Raw genomic sequence first — 15,747 nt, 5'->3', positions numbered from 1 at the left:
ACCGTGATGCACTCGCTGGTGTTGGGCCTCGTTGCAGCTCTGGCCTGGGGAATCCATGATCTCTGCGTACGGGTTGTTTCCCGGAAAACCGGAGTTCTTCCGGCCATGCTGACGGTGTTTGCGACGGGTGCGATTCCGATTGCCGCAGCAGGCCTGGCTCTGGCGGACTGGCCGGCAATGACTCTTGCCGCAGCCAAACTCGCCGGGCTCTCCGGCGCCATCTATGCCCTCGGATCCTACGCGCTCTACCGCGCCTTTGCCCTTGGACCGGTCAAGCTGGCGGCACCGCTGATCGGCGCCTATCCGGTTCTGTCGCTTGGCATGGCGATGCTGCAGGGGCAGCCAGTCGGACCGGGACATTGGCTGGCAGTTGCTGCGGTGGTCGGGGGTGTAGGCTGCATTGCAGTTTTCTCAGCAGAAGACGACAGCAACCCGCTCAATTTGCGAACTGCAGGATGGGGCCTGATTGCGGCAATCGGCTTTGCACTGACGTTCGCCACAGGCCAGGCCGCCACTCAGGCCGGGGCGGAACTGCCGGTCCTGATCGTGGCCCGTGTGGCTGCAATCCTGCTGGCAGCAGCCCTCGCAATTGTGCTGCGAGCGGTCACACTCCCCCCGCGCCAGGTCCTGCCTCTCTTGTGTGTCATGGGAGCACTGGACGCCGCCGCGCTTGGCCTGGTGATCTATGCGGGCACCCTGCCCCGCCCGGAATTCGCCGCGGTCAGCGCCTCGCTGTTCGGCCTGGTTACTGTGGTTCTGGCTTGGCTGGCGCTGAACGAGGCCATGACCCGCGTCCAATGGGTCAGCGTTGCCGTCACCTTCGGCGGCATTGCCTACCTGGGCTTCTAGCCCGCCCCCTTCATCTTCCCAAAAAATACTCCCGCCGAAGGGGTTCCGGCGGGAGCGGTTGTTTCAGCTGTTGCTGTTCTGCGGTGCAGCCTCAGGCGGTCAGGCCTTCGGGCTCGGGGAGGTTGTTGGCGCGGCAGGCGGCGGTGACGGTGTTCGCGAGCAGGCAGGCGATGGTCATCGGGCCGACGCCGCCGGGGACCGGGGTGATGGCGCCGGCGCGTTCGGCGGCAGAGGCGAAGTCGACGTCGCCCACCAGCCGGGTCTTGACGCTGCCATCTTCATTGGTGCCTTTTTCGGGCGCATCGATGCGGTTGATGCCGACGTCGATGACCGTGGCGCCGTCCTTGATCCAGTCGCCCGGCACCATTTCCGGACGGCCCACGGCCGCCACCACGATGTCGGCGCGGCGCACCACATCCGGCAGATCCTTGGTGCGCGAATGCGCGATGGTCACGGTGCAGCTGTCGCCCAAGAGGAGCTGCGCCATCGGCTTGCCGACGATGTTGGAGCGGCCGATCACCACCGCGTCCATGCCCGAGAGCGACCCGTGGTGGTCGCGCAGCATCATCAGGCAGCCCAGCGGCGTGCAGGGCACCATCGATTTCTGGCCGGTGCCCAGAAGGCCGACGTTGGAGATGTGGAAGCCGTCCACGTCCTTCTCCGGCGCGATCGAGTTGATCACCAGCTCCTCGTTCATGTGCTTGGGCAGCGGCAGCTGCACCAGGATGCCATGCACCGCAGGATCGTTGTTCAGCTGCTCAACCACGGCCAGCAGGTCAGCTTCCGAGGTGTCCGCGTCCAGCTTGTGCTCATAGGAGTTCATGCCGGCCTCGACGGTGCTCTTGCCCTTGGAGCGCACATAGACCTGGGAGGCCGGGTCCTCGCCCACCAGAACCACCGCCAGGCCGGGGGTGATGTCGTGCTCTTCCTTCAGCCGCGCCACATGTTCGGCCACCTGGCCGCGCACCTTGGCCGCAAAGGCCTTGCCGTCAATCAGAGTTGCTGCCATTGCTCTCTTCCTTTTCTGCGCAGGCCAGCCGCCTGCCCTATTCCTCACGAATGACCCGCGCCTCGCGGGCAATCGACCAGTCCACCAGCTGCCGCCACAGGTGCTCGATCAGATCGGGGTCCAGCCCCTGAGCGTCCGCAGCGGCGCGGGCGTTCATGACCACTTCCTCAACCCGTTCCGGGATCCGCGCCGGCCAGCCGTTTGCCTGCTTCAGCGCAACCGCCCGGTCGATATAGCCCGCCCGGACGGCCAGAAGTTGCACCAGATCAATGTCCAGGTGGTCAATCTGGGCCCGCACCTCTGCCATCGACTGGCAGTCCTGCGGCGGTGTCAGCTTGGTCATGTCTTAAAACTCTTGCGGCCCGGGGATGCCCCCGGGCCGCAAAAAGCGCATTTTGCGTCTTAGAACAAGCCTTCGATCTGGCCGTCGTCATTCAGGCAGATGGTTTCCGCCGCCGGTTTGCGCGGCAGGCCCGGCATGGTCATGATCTCGCCGCAGACCGCAACGATGAAGCCCGCACCCGCAGACAGGCGCACTTCGCGCACCGGCACCGAGTGGCCCACCGGCGCACCGCGCAAGCTCGGATCGGTCGAGAAGGAGTACTGGGTCTTGGCCATGCAGACCGGCAGGTTGCCGTAGCCCGCGTCTTCCCATTCCTTCAGCTGATTGCGGATCTTGTTGTCCGCCAGCACCTCGTCAGCGCGGTAGATGCGCTTGGCGATGGTCTCGATCTTCTCGAACAGCGGCATCTCGTCCGGGTAGATCGGCGAGAAGTTGGCGGACCCGGCGTCGACGATCTCGACAACCTTCTCGGCCAGCGGCGCGGAGCCTTCGGAGCCCAGCTCCCAGTGGCGCGACAGCACCGCCTCGACGCCGTGGGTGGCGCAGTAGGCTTTGACGGCGTCCACTTCCGCATCGGTGTCGGTGACGAAGTGGTTGATCGCAACCACAACCGGCACGCCGAAGGATTTGACGTTCTCGATGTGGCGGCCGAGGTTGGCGCAGCCGGAGTTCACCGCGTCGACGTTCTCGGCACCCAGATCCGCCTTGGCAACGCCGCCGTTCATCTTCATCGCGCGCACGGTGGCGACCAGCACCACAGCCGACGGCGCGATGCCTGCCTTGCGGCACTTGATGTTCATGAACTTCTCGGCGCCCAGGTCAGCACCGAAGCCGGCCTCGGTCACCACATAGTCGGCGACTTTCAAGGCGGTCTTGGTGGCGATCACGGAGTTGCAGCCGTGCGCGATGTTGGCGAACGGGCCGCCGTGCACGAAGGCCGGGTTGTTTTCCAGGGTCTGCACCAGGTTCGGCTGCATCGCGTCTTTCAAGAGCACGGTCATCGCGCCTTCGGCCTTGATGTCGCGGCAGTAGACCGGGGTCTTGTCGCGGCGGTAGGCCACGATGATGTCGCCCAGGCGCTTTTCCAGGTCCTTGAGGTCGTTGGCGAGGCACAGGATCGCCATCACTTCGGAGGCCACGGTGATGTCAAAGCCGGCTTCGCGCGGGAAGCCGTTGGACACACCGCCCAGGGACGCGGTGATCTGGCGCAGGGCGCGGTCGTTCATGTCGACCACACGGCGCCATGCGACGCGGCGGATGTCGATGTCGCACTCGTTGCCCCAGTAGATGTGGTTGTCGATCATCGCCGACAGCAGCGAATGCGCCGAGGTGATGGCGTGGAAGTCGCCGGTGAAGTGGAGGTTCATCTCTTCCATCGGCACCACTTGCGCATAGCCGCCGCCTGCAGCGCCGCCCTTCATGCCGAAGTTCGGGCCGAGGCTCGCTTCGCGGATGCAGATCATCGCGTTTTTGCCGATCCGGTTCAGGCCGTCGCCCAGGCCCACGGTGGTGGTGGTCTTGCCTTCGCCCGCAGGCGTCGGGTTGATCGCGGTCACCAGGATCAGCTTGCCGTCTTCGCGCTCCTGCACAGAGTCGATGAACCCCTGGCTCACCTTCGCCTTGTCATGGCCGTAGGGCAGCAGGTCATCGCTGGAAATCCCGATCTTCGCGCCAATCTCCTGGATCGGCTTCTTCTGCGCCTCACGCGCAATCTCGATGTCACTCTTGTAGCTCATGGCCGTCTCCCTGCTGCCATCCGTTCCGGGTCGTGCCCCGCGGCGATGGTTCATTGCGAGGCAAAATATATTCCTATTACTCAATTAATTTTCCCAAGCGTCAACACCCTCTCGCCCAGTTTTCACAGCAAAACCGGGCATTTTCCGCATTTCCGCCGCCAATAGGAAACAGCCCGAATTTCACCCGGGGTAAAAACGGCGCATATGCGGCAAGCGTTGCCGCAAACAAAAAGGGCCCGGGCAGAACCCGGGCCGTGTGAGGTCCGGCCACAGGCCGGACAGGGGAATCAGGGACTAGATATCCAGCGTGTTGTCCTTCTCCCAGCGGGAGAAATGGTTAACGAAGGAGTTCCACTCCTGCTGCTTCATCTTCAGATAGGCGGCAGAGAACTCCTCGCCCATCATCGCCTTCAGCCCGTCGTCCTTGTCGTAGAACCGCAACGCATCCAGCATGTTGAGCGGCAGCTTCGGCGCGTCTGTGATGGTGTGGCCCTCGGCATACATATCGATGTCGTGGCGCGGGCCGGGGTCGGCCTTGGCGCGGATGCCGGAAAGACCCGCGGCGATAATCACCGCCTGCAGCAGGTAGGGGTTCACCGCCCCGTCCGGCAGACGCAGCTCGAACCGGCCGGGGCCGGGCACGCGCACCATGTGGGTGCGGTTGTTGCCGGTCCAGGTCACGGTGTTCGGTGCCCAGGTGGCGCCCGACATAGTGCGCGGCGCGTTGATCCGCTTGTAGGAGTTGACGGTCGGGTTGGTGATCGCCGCCAGGGCCGACGCATGTTTCATGATGCCGCCCAGGAACCAGCCGCCCTGCTCCGACAAACCCAGCTCTGCGATATCGCCTTCGCCTTTCTCGGCGGCAAAGACGTTGGTGCGCGAATCCGCACCCGGGGCATCCCAGACAGAAATATGCGCATGGCAGCCGTTACCGGTGAGGCCCTCAACCGGCTTCGGCATGAAGGTTGCGCGGAAGCCGTGCTTTTCAGCCACCGATTTCGCCATGAACTTGAAGAAGCTGTGTTTGTCAGCCGTCGCCAGCGCGTCGTCGAAGTCCCAGTTCATTTCCCACTGGCCGTTGGCGTCCTCGTGGTCATTCTGGTAGGCGCCCCAGCCCAATTCGAGCATGTAGTCGCAGATTTCCCGGATCACGTCATAACGGCGCATCATCGCCTGCTGATCATAGCAGGGCTTTTCCGCGGTATCGTGGGGATCCGAGATTTCCTCGCCGTTCGGGGTCAGCAGGAAAAACTCGGCCTCAATACCGGTTTTCACGTGCAAGCCTTCGTCCGCGGCCTCCTTGATCAGACGGCGCAGCACATTGCGCGGCGCCTGGGCCACGTCCTCGCCTTCCATCACGCAATCCGCCGCCACCCAGGCGACCTCCGGCTTCCAGGGCAGCTGGATCACCGAGTTGGGATCCGGCACTGCCAGCATGTCCGGGTGCGCCGGGGTGAGGTCAAGCCAGGTGGCAAAACCCGCAAAGCCGGCACCGTCTTCCTGCATGTCCGCGATCGCCTGCGCCGGCACAAGTTTGGCGCGCTGGCCACCGAACAAGTCGGTGAAGGAGATCATGAAGTATTTGACGCCTTTTTCTTTTGCGAAAGCAGCCAGATCTGTTGTCATGGTCCTACTTCCTTTCCCTGTTGAACGTATTTCGAAAATGGGGCGCGGACTGTTACCAGCCGCGCCCCGCCAATCATCAGAACCCGGCCTTGCCCGGGTACCAGTCGGTCCCGGCCAACGGCACCCGCGCCATGGCGGCGGCCTCCATGGTCAGGGCGCACAGATCCTCGGGTTCGAGGTTATGCAGGTGGTTGTGGCCGCAGGCGCGGGCGATGGTCTGGGCTTCCAGCGTCATCACCTTGAGGTAGTTGCGCAGGCGGCGGCCCGCATCGACCGGATCCAGCCGCTTCATCAATTCCGGATCCTGGGTGGTGATGCCAGCCGGGTCCATGCCTTCGTGCCAGTCGTCATAAGCGCCGGTGGTGGTGCCCAGCTTCTGGTACTCGCTTTCCCATTTCGGATCATTGTCGCCCAGCGCAACCAGCGCCGCGGTGCCGATGGCAACCGCGTCAGCGCCCAGCGCCATCGCCTTGGCAACATCGGCCCCGGTGCGGATGCCGCCGGAAACCACCAGCTGCACCTCACGGTGCACGCCCAGATCCTGCAGCGCCTGCACGGCCGGGCGGATGCAGGCCAGGGTCGGCAGGCCGACATGTTCGATGAACACGTCCTGGGTGGCGGCGGTGCCGCCCTGCATGCCGTCCAGCACCACAACGTCAGCGCCGGCCTTCACCGCCAGCGCGGTGTCGTAATAGGGGCGGGTGCCGCCGACCTTGATGTAAATCGGCACCTGCCAATCAGTGATCTCGCGCAGCTCCAGGATCTTGATTTCCAGGTCATCCGGGCCGGTCCAGTCCGGGTGGCGGCAGGCAGAGCGCTGATCGATGCCTTTCGGCAGGGTGCGCATTTCCGCAACCCGGTCAGAGATCTTCTGGCCCAGCAGCATACCGCCGCCGCCGGGCTTGGCACCCTGACCGACCACGACCTCAATCGCGTCCGCCTTGCGCAGGTCGTCCGGGTTCATGCCGTAACGGGACGGCAGATACTGGTAGACCAGCTTGCTGGAGTGGCCGCGCTCCTCCGGGGTCATGCCGCCGTCGCCGGTGGTGGTCGAGGTCCCCGCAGCCGATGCGCCGCGGCCCAGGGCCTCCTTGGCGGGGCCGGATAGCGCGCCAAAGCTCATGCCGGCGATGGTGACCGGGATATCCAGCTCAATCGGCTTCTTGGCAAAGCGGGTGCCCAGCGTCACCTTGGTGTCGCACTTTTCGCGGTAGCCCTCCAGCGGGTAGCGCGAGATCGAGGCACCAAGGAACAGGAGGTCATCGAAATGCGGCACCCGGCGTTTGGCGCCGCCGCCGCGGATGTCATAGATCCCGGTGGCCGCCGCGCGGCGGATTTCCGCGTTGATCGGATTGGAGAAGGTCGCCGACTGGATCGGAACCGTACGGGGGATGTTATTGCTATCCATGTCTAGGGATCCCTGTCCTTAGTACGCTTGCGCGTTGTCGACGTCGAAGTTGTAGAGCTGGCGGGCAGAACCGTAGCGCTTGAACTCCTCTGGCTTTGCATCCGCTCCGGCGCGGGCCAGCAGATCCTTGAGGATCTCGATATGCTCCGGGCGCATTTCCTTCTCGATGCAATCTGCGCCCAGGCTCTTAACCGAGCCGCGCACAAAGAACCGCGCCTCATAGCAGCTGTCGCCCAGCGCATCGCCGGCATCGCCCAGCACCACCAGATTACCCGCCTGTGCCATGAAGGCGCACATGTGCCCGATATTGCCGTGCACGACGATGTCGATGCCCTTCATCGAGATACCGCAGCGCGACGACGCATTGCCCTTGATCACCAAGAGGCCGCCATGGCCGGTGGCCCCGGCATACTGGCTGGCGTCTCCCTCGACGATCACGCTGCCGGACATCATGTTTTCCGCCACACCGGGCCCGACGGAGCCTTCGACCCGAACCGTCGCCTGCTGGTTCATGCCTGCGCAGTAATAGCCGGTGGAGCCCTTAACGGTCACCTCGACCGGCGAGTTCAAACCCACGGCAATCGCATGGCTGCCCTTGGGGTTGACGATTTCCCAGGCAGTCTTGTTGGAGCTGCCGTTCAGTTCCTGCAGGGCCGAGTTCAGACCGCGCAGGCCATTTGCTTCGAGATCATATGTCTGCATCTTAGTGGTTCCAGAAGTAAACGGTTGCGGGTTCGGGCTCCCAGACGCGGGCGTCTTCGATGCCCGGCAGGTTCACCAGCGCGCGGTATTCGGACCCGAACGCCACATACTGGTCGGTCTCTGCCATCACGGCCGGCTTGCAGGCGATCGGATCGCGGACCACGCCAAAGCCGTCCTTGGTACCGACCACAAAGGTAAAGAAACCGTCCAGGTCCTCCAGGCTGCTTTCCAGAGCTTCGCCCAGCGACGCGCCATTCTGCATCTTCCAGGTCAGATAGGCAGCACCAACTTCGGTGTCGTTCTGGCTTTCGATCCGCACGCCTTCGCGGCGCAGCTTGCGGCGCAGCGCATTGTGGTTGGACAAAGAGCCATTGTGCACCAGGCACTGGTCAGAACCGGTGGAAAACGGATGCGCACCCTCGGTGGTCACGGCGGATTCGGTGGCCATGCGGGTGTGGCCGATGCCATGGCTGCCGCCCATGCCGCGCACATTAAAGCGCTCCGCAACCTTCTCGGGCAGGCCGACTTCCTTGTAAATCTCGATGGTGTCGCCGGCGCTCATCACCCGAATCCCCGGGCGCAGCTCCGCCAGCGCGGCGCGGGCCTCCTCTTCCTTGCCCGCGGGCAGGTCGAGCACAGCATGGGTGTCGATCAGACGGATCGACACATCGCTGCTCAGCGCTTCGGCCAGCGCCCCGTCGAGCCCGTCAAACGCCTCCGGCGCATCGGACTGAACGGTGAGCTTGGCCCGCCCGCTGGTGTCCGCGCCATAGATGGCGATACCGGCGCTGTCCGGACCGCGGTCCGTCATGGTGATGAGCATATCGGTGAGCATGTCGCCCAGCTTCGGCTCTAGTGATTTGTCTTTCAGAAAAAGACCGACAATCCCGCACATGGGTGTGCCTCCTGGTTTCTATCTCGAATCAACGCTAGCAGTTTGCGCTCACCCATTCAACTCTTATGAAACTATTTTTCCCTACAGGGAAACAAAGGCGCGCCGTGATGGCGCGCCCCGTGTCCATCCAGGTCAGTACTTTTCAAGAAGTGAGCTTATTTTCTCCTTGTCACCCATTTGCTTAGCCTTATCCAAATGAGCCCCCTCCCGAACAAACTGGATTCTGTGCCAGCCAATCCAGAAGATCACGCCAAGGACCACCATCAGCCCTTCTGATCCTTGGAACGGGTAGACCGCCCCAACCTCCGCCAGGTCGACTGCCCAGCTGTCATAACCGATTGTAGACATTTCAATTCTCCTTATTCAGCTGGTACGCCGCCACCGTTCAGCGCAGCCTTGTCAGCAGCGATGATTTCGGCCTTGGCATCTTCGTAGGCATGGTGTTCGGCGTAATCGAGACCTTGCAGCTCAACCTCGACCGGGATGCGCAGCACGCCGGCTGCTGCCTGCATCTTAGCGATCACAAAGGCAGGCAAGAAGCCGAGCACAAAGAACATGATCACCGCACCGAGGGTCTGCCCGACCGGATTGACGGTGGCATAACCTTCATACGGCGAGCTTGGCGCGCCCCACAGCAGGAAGCCTGCAATGATCAGGCCAACGATGCCGGAGTAGCCATGCACGGCAACCGCACCAACCGCATCGTCGATCTTGAAGGTGCGCTCGACCCAGTAGTGCAGCTTGTAGACGATCACGACACCAACTGCGCCCACCAGCATCGCCTGGATCGGGTGGTACAGGTCGTTGCCCGCAGAGGCAGTGATGATGCCCGCCAGGCCGCCGGAGAAGGTCCAGAACGCATCGCCCTTGGACACCACATAGGCCGCCATCAGGCCGCCGGACAGCGACATCAAGAAGTTAAAGGTGATCGCGGACAGCGAGGTCGGCGCCAGATAGATGTTTGTGGCTGTCCAGGTTTCTCCGGTCAGCAAGCCGCCGATGCCCTCCGGCGAGATCGCCGGGATGTTGCAGGCCGCATAGAAGCCCCAGAAGCCGGAGTAGATCAGGAAGATCCCGATGGTCAGCATCCAGGGATTATGCGGCGGGATGTCCCGCGGGGTGCCATCGGCAGCAAACTTGCCCAGCCGCGGCCCCAGCACCATGATCACGCCCAGCGCGTAACCGCCTGCAATCGCGTGGATCACACCGGACGCATAGGCATCATGATAGCCCAGGTATTTCACCATCCAGCCCTCGGCGTGCCAGCCCCAGGCCGCATCGATGATCCAGAACACCGAACCGATCATCACCGCATGCACCCACAGAGCAGATGAACGGATCCGCTCAATGACGGCACCGGACACGATTGAGGCCGCAGTCCAGGAAAACAGCAAGAACGCCGCCCAGAACACACCGGTGATCCGGTCCGACAGGTTGGCGCCCATATTCTGCGACCATGGCAGGTTCGCAGCCCCTGCGTCGTGATTCAGCCCGCCGAAGAACGGGAAGCTGGGGAAGGCCCAGTAAATCCACCAGCCGAAAAAGAAGAAGGTCACCGTGACCAGCGGAATGATCATGATGTTCTTCATCAGTGTGTGCATGTGGTTGCGGTGGCGGCTGGCACCGACCTCATACATGCAGAACCCCACGTGAATGAGGAACATGAAGACAACGGTCACCCAGTAATAGAACTCGGTGAACACCGTTGTTAACGCGTTCAGATTTCCATCCAATGTTTTACCCTCCTGTTGGCAGTATCCCGGGCGCTTTTTGCCTCTTGGGAATATTATTTTACCGGAATACTGTGCCTCAGGGGGGCAAGCTGTCAATAATGATGTGAAAATTTGTTACCTTTGGGGAAATTTTTAGACCCCAAAAGCGGCACCTCCCCACCCGTATCCGACTCCTAAGCCATGGACTTTCAAAGGCTAAACACTTGCCCTGGCAAGACGCCTGCGGACAACCACCCGCGGAAGGAACGGCCGCCCAGCCCGGAGAAACACCGCCAGTTTGCGGCGGAATCACGCGAATCTCCGGCACGGCACCTCAGAGATTCTCCCTACGAAGGGGCCGATTTCAGCCTCTCACAACCCCAAGACGAAACCGCACGCGACCATTTCAGGTCATTTCATGCCGCAAACACGTTCAATTCCGGCCTTTTGAGCAAAATCTTTTTCCTGTTAGGAATAATCGTTGACATGAACCCCCCTCCCTTGGCTAACTGGACCGGACCAAAGGAACCAAATCAAGAGTTTTGGTCCGCACCAATAGGGAGACGCAAACAATGGCCATCATCTGGCGGACTTCAGCACTAGCCCAGCGCCACAAGGAAATCGGCGGTGAGCTGGAAGATTGGAACGGCATGGGAACTGCCTGGTTCTACGACCACAGCCCCGAACGCGCCAAGGCCGACTACGAGGCGGTCCGCACCAAGGCGGGCCTCATGGACGTGTCCGGCCTCAAAAAAGTCCACGTGGTGGGCGAGCACGCAGCCCAGGTCATCGACCGGGTCACCACCCGCAACGTCGAAAAGATCATGCCGGGCCGCTCCACCTACGCCTCAATCCTGAATGAGCAGGGCAAATTCGTGGACGACTGCATCATCTACCGCCTTTCGGTGAACAGCTGGATGGTGGTCCACGGCACCGGCACTGGCATGGAACAGCTAAGCAGCGTTGCCGCCGGCAAGAACTGCTCGGTGATCTTCGACGACAACCTGCACGACATGTCGCTGCAAGGCCCGGTGGCCGTGGACTTCCTGGCTGAATACGTACCGGGCATCCGCGATCTGGCCTATTTCGGCATCATCCAGGCCAAACTGTTCGGCTGTCCGGTGATGATCTCGCGCACCGGCTATACCGGCGAGCGCGGCTATGAGATCTTCTGCCAGGCCAAGGACGCCGTTCACCTCTGGGACAGCATCCTGGACAAGGGCGCGGGCATGGGCATCGTTCCCGTGCAGTTCTCCACCCTCGACCTCTTGCGTACCGAAAGCTACCTGCTGTTCTACCCGGGCGACAACTCCGAGACCTACCCGTTCGACAATGAGACCTGCGGCGACACGCTTTGGGAATTGGGCCTCGAATTTACCGTCTCCCCCGGCAAAACCGGCTTCATCGGCGCCGAGAACCACTACGCGGCCGAAGGCAAGGAACGCTTCAAGATCTACGGCGTCATGCTGGAAGGCAAGATCCCCGCAGACGAAGGCGCAGACCTCTTGCAGAACGGCGAAAAGGTCGGCGTGGTCACCTACGGCATGTACTCCGACGTGAACAACCACAACGTGGGCATCGCCCGGATGCCGGTCGATTGCGCCAAGCCTGGCACCAAGCTGACCGTGCGCAACAGCGACGGCAGCGAGATCGCGGCCACCGCCGAAGAGATGCCCTTCTACGACAAGGACAAATCAATCCGCACCGCAAAGGGCTGATCCGGATCCCGGGCGTTCCCGCACCGGGGGCGCCTGTTTTCGTTCACCCGGACTGCAGGAAAAGCGACCCACATGTCTAAGACCGAATTCCCCCCTTCCATCACCAGCCGCCCGGTATACGGCGAGCTTGAGGCCCGCTCCGGCAGCGGCCACCTGATGATTGCCGATGCTGAAGGCGCCGAGGCGCTCCTCGATCTGGCCAAATCCACCGACGCGGCATTTTGGGCCAAGGCCCATATCATCTTCATCCCCAAGACGACCGGCACCAAATTCAGCAGCCAGCTGGAGGAACTGGGTGCGGGCCAGTATTACGCCGGGCCGTCCTATGAAGCCGCGCAAACCCGCATCCGCCGCGCCCTGCAGGATTGCCACATGGGCACGCAGGTGTACCTCACCGGCACTGAAGGCCTGATGGGCCGGGCCATGGCCGAGGCCACCGCTGCCGGCGTCCCGCACACTGCGATCCAGACCGAGCACCGCGGCTCCACCGCGCGGCGCATGCAATGCGTGCACTGCAAGGGTATCACCGAAGATGTGACCACCGACCCCTTCGAATGCAGCCACTGCGGCCTCAGCCTGTTCGTGCGCGATCACTATTCGCGCCGCCTCGCCGCCTTCCAGGGCGTGCGGGTGGATGCCGAGGACCCGGGCAACGTCCCCGAGAAAGTGGAGCTGTTCAAATGAGTGCTGGCACCGCAAAACTGAATGTCACCGTGGCCGAGGTCAAACCGGTCAACGATCTGGTCACCCGTTTCAAATTCGTCCGCACCGGCGGCGGCGACCTGCCCACTTTCTCCGGCGGCGCGCACACGGTGGTCGAGATGCAGGACGGCGATATCACCCGGCTCAATGCATACTCTCTGATGTCCAACCCGGCCGACCGCGGCGCCTACACCATCTCGGTGCGGCGCGACGACCAAGGCCGCGGCGGATCCAAGTTCATGCACACCCAGGTGAAAGAAGGCATGGAGATGGTGATCTCCAACCCGGTGAACCTGTTCTCTCTGGACCTGCGCGCCGGCAAGCACCTGATGCTGGCAGGCGGCATCGGCATCACCCCCTTCATGGCGCAGATGCATCAGCTATCGATGATGGGCGGGAGCTTCGAGCTGCATTACGCGGTCCGCACCGCGTCGCTGGGCACTTATGCCAAAGACCTGGCTGAGCGCTATCCCGGCAAGGTGCACATCTACCATGACGACCAGAACGAGGCGATTGATCTCAGAACCCTGCTCGCCAACCAGCCGCTCGGCACCCATGTCTATGTCTGCGGCCCCAAGGGCATGATCGAATGGGTGCATGGCACCGCCGAGGACATGGGCTGGCCGCGCGAGGCGGTGCATTCCGAGGAATTCCTGGCGCCCGCCTCCGGCAAGCCTTTTGAAGTGAAATGCGCAGTTTCCAACAAGATCGTCCAGGTCGGCGAGCATCAGTCCCTGCTGGAAGCACTGGAAGCGGCCGGTATCGACGCCCCCTACCTCTGCCGCGGCGGCGCCTGCGGCCAGTGCGAGACCAGCGTCATCGGCTATGACGGCAAGTTCCTGCACCACGACCACTGGCTGACGGATGAGCAAAAGGCCGGCGGTAAGCACATCATGCCCTGCGTCTCACGCTTTGAAGGCAAGACACTGGTTCTGGACCGCTGAGGGAGAGAAAAATGACCATCCAATTCAACGACGAAACCTTCTACGGCGACTTCACCTTCAAGAACTCGGACTGGGCAATCAAACGCTTCCCCTTCCCGTTCCACGAAGACAGCTACATGTACTCAGTGAACATGGAGCCGCATAAATCCTACCGGCCCGGCTCGGTGTTTGAACGCACCTTCGACGTTGACGAGCACTATGTCTCGGAAATGAAGGACCGCGCCCGGGTGCTGGCCAATGACCCGCTGCGATGCCAGTCCCTGCCGCATATGACGCTGGCAGGCTGGGACCTGGTCGAGCTGATCATGGAGGCCAAGGCGGCCGAATACCCGGACTTGTTCGAACTGCACAAGGACGGCAACCGCTGGCGCTGGATCAACAAGCCGCTGGGCATCGACGACACTTTCACCTTCCTTGATGAAAGCACCCTGCCCTACGGGCCGATGGAATACATTACCCGCCAGACCCAGGGCGACTTCGCGGTGCTCGACCAGCGCGACGACAACCTGTGGATGGATGCCGGCATGGTCACCACCCAGGCCGACTGGTCGCTGGACTTCGACATCGGCATGAATTTCTTCGAATGGCACGCGCCGGTGCCCAAAGCACATGAGATGGGCATCTTCGTGCGCGCGCTGAAGTTTCTTCTGAACATCCAGCAGGGCCAGCCCGCCCGCCGGCTGAACTGGACAATGACGGTTAATCCGCTGCTCGACACCTCCCCTGAGAACTACCACAAATGGGGCGTGATGAAGCAGGATCTGACGATGGAGAACATCGGCGAGAAGCAGCACCTGCGGGTCGAACTGCAGACCTTCTTCCGCCTGCCCCGCTCCAACGCGCTGGTATTCCCGATCCGCTGCTACCTGATCCGGTTCGAGGATCTGGTGACGGTTCCGAAATGGGCCCGCCGCCTGCACCGGGTGATCCGCGACCTCCCGGAAGAGCTGGCGACCTACAAGGGTTTCATCGACAACCGCCCGCTGATGGTGGAATGGCTCTCGCAGTTTGACGACGGCACTCCGACCTCGGATGGCATCTGGCCTGACGACGACTGACACCCCGCGGACTTGCGGGCCGTCCCTACCCCTGTCACTTAGGCCCGCTTAACTGACTGCCGTTGCCTCTGGCTCCGGCAGTTTCTTTTTGGGCAAGAGGGCTCCCGCCCCGCATCAGGCCACAGGCTGCGCCTGCCCCCTGTGCAGCGTTGGGCAGGACAGCGCGCGGTGCGCACTGCGGGCGCTTGCCGGGCCCGCTGCCTCAGAACGCAACCGCGCCGCGCACTGCGCGGCGCCCGGCCCAACGGTGCAGGGGCATCATCAGATGCCGCGGAACTGGCGGGAGCCCCCGCAGCGTGTCAGCTGGATTGCGGATAGGAAATGATCGACAGGTAACGCGCGGGCAGCTTGACCAGCTCCTCCGGCCCATGCGGCGCATCGGCATCAAAGAACAGCGTATCCCCCGGCTTCAGCGGAAACACCTTGTCGCCATGGCGGTAGTCCACCTCGCCCTCCAGCATATAGAGCATCTCCACACCGTCATGCTGGAAGGTCGGGAACACATCCGACTCTTCGGTCAGGGTGATCATGTAAGGCTCCACCATTACACCCGAGGCATTGGCGCCAAGATGCCCCAGCAGCTGGTACTGGTGGCCCGCCCGCGTTCCAGCCCGTTCCATCTCTGCACCTTCCCCGGCCTTCGTGTGCACCGCCTCGCGGCTCTCCTCGAACCGGCGGAAGAACGACGTGATCGGCACGCTCAACGCATTGGCCAGAAGCTGCAGCGTAGTCAGCGACGGCGAGGTGTTGCCGTTCTCGATCTTCGACAGCATGCCGATCGACAGTCCGGTCAGATTGGCCAGGTCCGCCACCGTGATCCCCTGCTGCCGCCGGAACGACCGCACTTCGCGGCCAATCGCCACTTCCAGAACCTTTTCTGCGCCATCGCGAACCCGGTGCGGGTCTTGAGAGAGGTTTTGTGCCACTGCGTCACTATCATCTTTGAGTTTAGCCACTGTGTTATCTTCCTTATGGACAGCCTCTGACAAGCGCGCAGCAGCCGATATGCAAAAACTTTCCGGAACACAACAAACCACGCGAAAAT

Annotated in this window: 15 protein-coding genes; 5 read left to right on the top strand and 10 right to left on the bottom strand. The window is 62.4% G+C overall.

Annotated elements, in window-relative coordinates; all coding sequences use genetic code 11:
• Positions 1 to 6 precede the first annotated feature (6 nt).
• Positions 7 to 849, top strand: coding sequence for an EamA family transporter (locus AC5STB_RS08035; protein WP_495442426.1), 843 nt, complete (start codon positions 7 to 9; stop codon positions 847 to 849).
• Between the two features lie 91 nt (positions 850 to 940).
• Here the strand turns inward: AC5STB_RS08035 and folD are convergent, their stop codons facing one another.
• From folD to AC5STB_RS07990, 9 genes are all read right to left on the bottom strand, one after another.
• Complete coding sequence (gene folD, locus AC5STB_RS08030) at positions 941 to 1,858, bottom strand: bifunctional methylenetetrahydrofolate dehydrogenase/methenyltetrahydrofolate cyclohydrolase FolD (RefSeq protein WP_495442425.1); 918 nt, start codon at positions 1,856 to 1,858, stop codon at positions 941 to 943.
• A 37-nt stretch (positions 1,859 to 1,895) separates the two neighbouring features.
• Positions 1,896 to 2,201 (bottom strand): chorismate mutase, encoded by a 306-nt coding sequence (locus tag AC5STB_RS08025; protein WP_495441265.1) that lies wholly within the window; start codon positions 2,199 to 2,201, stop codon positions 1,896 to 1,898.
• A 59-nt stretch (positions 2,202 to 2,260) separates the two neighbouring features.
• Entirely contained in the window at positions 2,261 to 3,937 is a 1,677-nt protein-coding gene (locus AC5STB_RS08020; RefSeq protein ID WP_495441266.1) for a formate--tetrahydrofolate ligase, read from the bottom strand.
• Between the two features lie 294 nt (positions 3,938 to 4,231).
• Positions 4,232 to 5,563 carry a type III glutamate--ammonia ligase gene (glnT, locus tag AC5STB_RS08015; protein WP_495442424.1) on the bottom strand — a complete coding sequence of 444 codons (1,332 nt, stop codon included), beginning with the start codon at positions 5,561 to 5,563 and terminating at the stop codon, positions 4,232 to 4,234.
• Between the two features lie 76 nt (positions 5,564 to 5,639).
• Positions 5,640 to 6,971, bottom strand: a complete 1,332-nt coding sequence (locus AC5STB_RS08010; protein ID WP_495442423.1) for an FMN-binding glutamate synthase family protein — start codon at positions 6,969 to 6,971, stop codon at positions 5,640 to 5,642.
• Positions 6,972 to 6,989: 18 nt separating this feature from the next.
• A complete protein-coding gene (locus tag AC5STB_RS08005; RefSeq protein ID WP_495442422.1) occupies positions 6,990 to 7,673 on the bottom strand; it encodes a protein GlxC in 684 nt (227 codons plus the stop codon).
• A 1-nt stretch (position 7,674) separates the two neighbouring features.
• On the bottom strand, positions 7,675 to 8,568 hold the full coding sequence (locus tag AC5STB_RS08000; RefSeq protein ID WP_495442421.1) for a class II glutamine amidotransferase: 894 nt from the start codon (positions 8,566 to 8,568) through the stop codon (positions 7,675 to 7,677).
• 132 nt (positions 8,569 to 8,700) lie between these two features.
• Positions 8,701 to 8,916 carry a hypothetical protein gene (locus AC5STB_RS07995; RefSeq protein ID WP_495442420.1) on the bottom strand — a complete coding sequence of 72 codons (216 nt, stop codon included), beginning with the start codon at positions 8,914 to 8,916 and terminating at the stop codon, positions 8,701 to 8,703.
• 11 nt (positions 8,917 to 8,927) lie between these two features.
• Positions 8,928 to 10,301 (bottom strand): ammonium transporter, encoded by a 1,374-nt coding sequence (locus AC5STB_RS07990; protein ID WP_495442419.1) that lies wholly within the window; start codon positions 10,299 to 10,301, stop codon positions 8,928 to 8,930.
• 551 nt (positions 10,302 to 10,852) lie between these two features.
• On the opposite strand from AC5STB_RS07990, the gene AC5STB_RS07985 reads away from it, so the two are divergent.
• From AC5STB_RS07985 to AC5STB_RS07970, 4 genes are all read left to right on the top strand, one after another.
• Entirely contained in the window at positions 10,853 to 11,998 is a 1,146-nt protein-coding gene (locus tag AC5STB_RS07985; RefSeq protein ID WP_495442418.1) for an aminomethyl transferase family protein, read from the top strand.
• Positions 11,999 to 12,070: 72 nt separating this feature from the next.
• Positions 12,071 to 12,682 (top strand): dimethylamine monooxygenase subunit DmmA family protein, encoded by a 612-nt coding sequence (locus tag AC5STB_RS07980; RefSeq protein WP_495442417.1) that lies wholly within the window; start codon positions 12,071 to 12,073, stop codon positions 12,680 to 12,682.
• On the top strand, positions 12,679 to 13,644 hold the full coding sequence (locus tag AC5STB_RS07975) for a PDR/VanB family oxidoreductase (protein WP_495442416.1): 966 nt from the start codon (positions 12,679 to 12,681) through the stop codon (positions 13,642 to 13,644). Before AC5STB_RS07980 ends, AC5STB_RS07975 begins: the two co-directional genes overlap by 4 nt.
• A gap of 11 nt (positions 13,645 to 13,655) precedes the next feature.
• Positions 13,656 to 14,702, top strand: coding sequence for a heme-dependent oxidative N-demethylase family protein (locus tag AC5STB_RS07970; protein ID WP_495442415.1), 1,047 nt, complete (start codon positions 13,656 to 13,658; stop codon positions 14,700 to 14,702).
• Positions 14,703 to 15,001: 299 nt separating this feature from the next.
• On the opposite strand, the gene AC5STB_RS07965 is transcribed toward AC5STB_RS07970, so the two are convergent.
• On the bottom strand, positions 15,002 to 15,658 hold the full coding sequence (locus AC5STB_RS07965) for a helix-turn-helix domain-containing protein (protein ID WP_495442414.1): 657 nt from the start codon (positions 15,656 to 15,658) through the stop codon (positions 15,002 to 15,004).
• Positions 15,659 to 15,747 lie beyond the last annotated feature (89 nt).

The sequence above is a fragment of the Leisingera sp. CC-HEC093 genome, assembly GCF_059429195.1.
This window is presented reverse-complemented; position numbering and strand designations above follow the sequence as displayed.

What these genes read in the sequence shown, in the direction of transcription:
- AC5STB_RS08035 (WP_495442426.1), top strand. Translation starts at nt 7, where the DNA reads ATGCACTCGCTGGTGTTGGGCCTCGTTGCAGCTCTGGCCTGGGGAATC.
- folD (WP_495442425.1), bottom strand. Translation starts at nt 1,858, where the DNA reads ATGGCAGCAACTCTGATTGACGGCAAGGCCTTTGCGGCCAAGGTGCGC.
- AC5STB_RS08025 (WP_495441265.1), bottom strand. Translation starts at nt 2,201, where the DNA reads ATGACCAAGCTGACACCGCCGCAGGACTGCCAGTCGATGGCAGAGGTG.
- AC5STB_RS08020 (WP_495441266.1), bottom strand. Translation starts at nt 3,937, where the DNA reads ATGAGCTACAAGAGTGACATCGAGATTGCGCGTGAGGCGCAGAAGAAG.
- glnT (WP_495442424.1), bottom strand. Translation starts at nt 5,563, where the DNA reads ATGACAACAGATCTGGCTGCTTTCGCAAAAGAAAAAGGCGTCAAATAC.
- AC5STB_RS08010 (WP_495442423.1), bottom strand. Translation starts at nt 6,971, where the DNA reads ATGGATAGCAATAACATCCCCCGTACGGTTCCGATCCAGTCGGCGACC.
- AC5STB_RS08005 (WP_495442422.1), bottom strand. Translation starts at nt 7,673, where the DNA reads ATGCAGACATATGATCTCGAAGCAAATGGCCTGCGCGGTCTGAACTCG.
- AC5STB_RS08000 (WP_495442421.1), bottom strand. Translation starts at nt 8,568, where the DNA reads ATGTGCGGGATTGTCGGTCTTTTTCTGAAAGACAAATCACTAGAGCCG.
- AC5STB_RS07995 (WP_495442420.1), bottom strand. Translation starts at nt 8,916, where the DNA reads ATGTCTACAATCGGTTATGACAGCTGGGCAGTCGACCTGGCGGAGGTT.
- AC5STB_RS07985 (WP_495442418.1), top strand. Translation starts at nt 10,853, where the DNA reads ATGGCCATCATCTGGCGGACTTCAGCACTAGCCCAGCGCCACAAGGAA.
- AC5STB_RS07980 (WP_495442417.1), top strand. Translation starts at nt 12,071, where the DNA reads ATGTCTAAGACCGAATTCCCCCCTTCCATCACCAGCCGCCCGGTATAC.
- AC5STB_RS07975 (WP_495442416.1), top strand. Translation starts at nt 12,679, where the DNA reads ATGAGTGCTGGCACCGCAAAACTGAATGTCACCGTGGCCGAGGTCAAA.
- AC5STB_RS07970 (WP_495442415.1), top strand. Translation starts at nt 13,656, where the DNA reads ATGACCATCCAATTCAACGACGAAACCTTCTACGGCGACTTCACCTTC.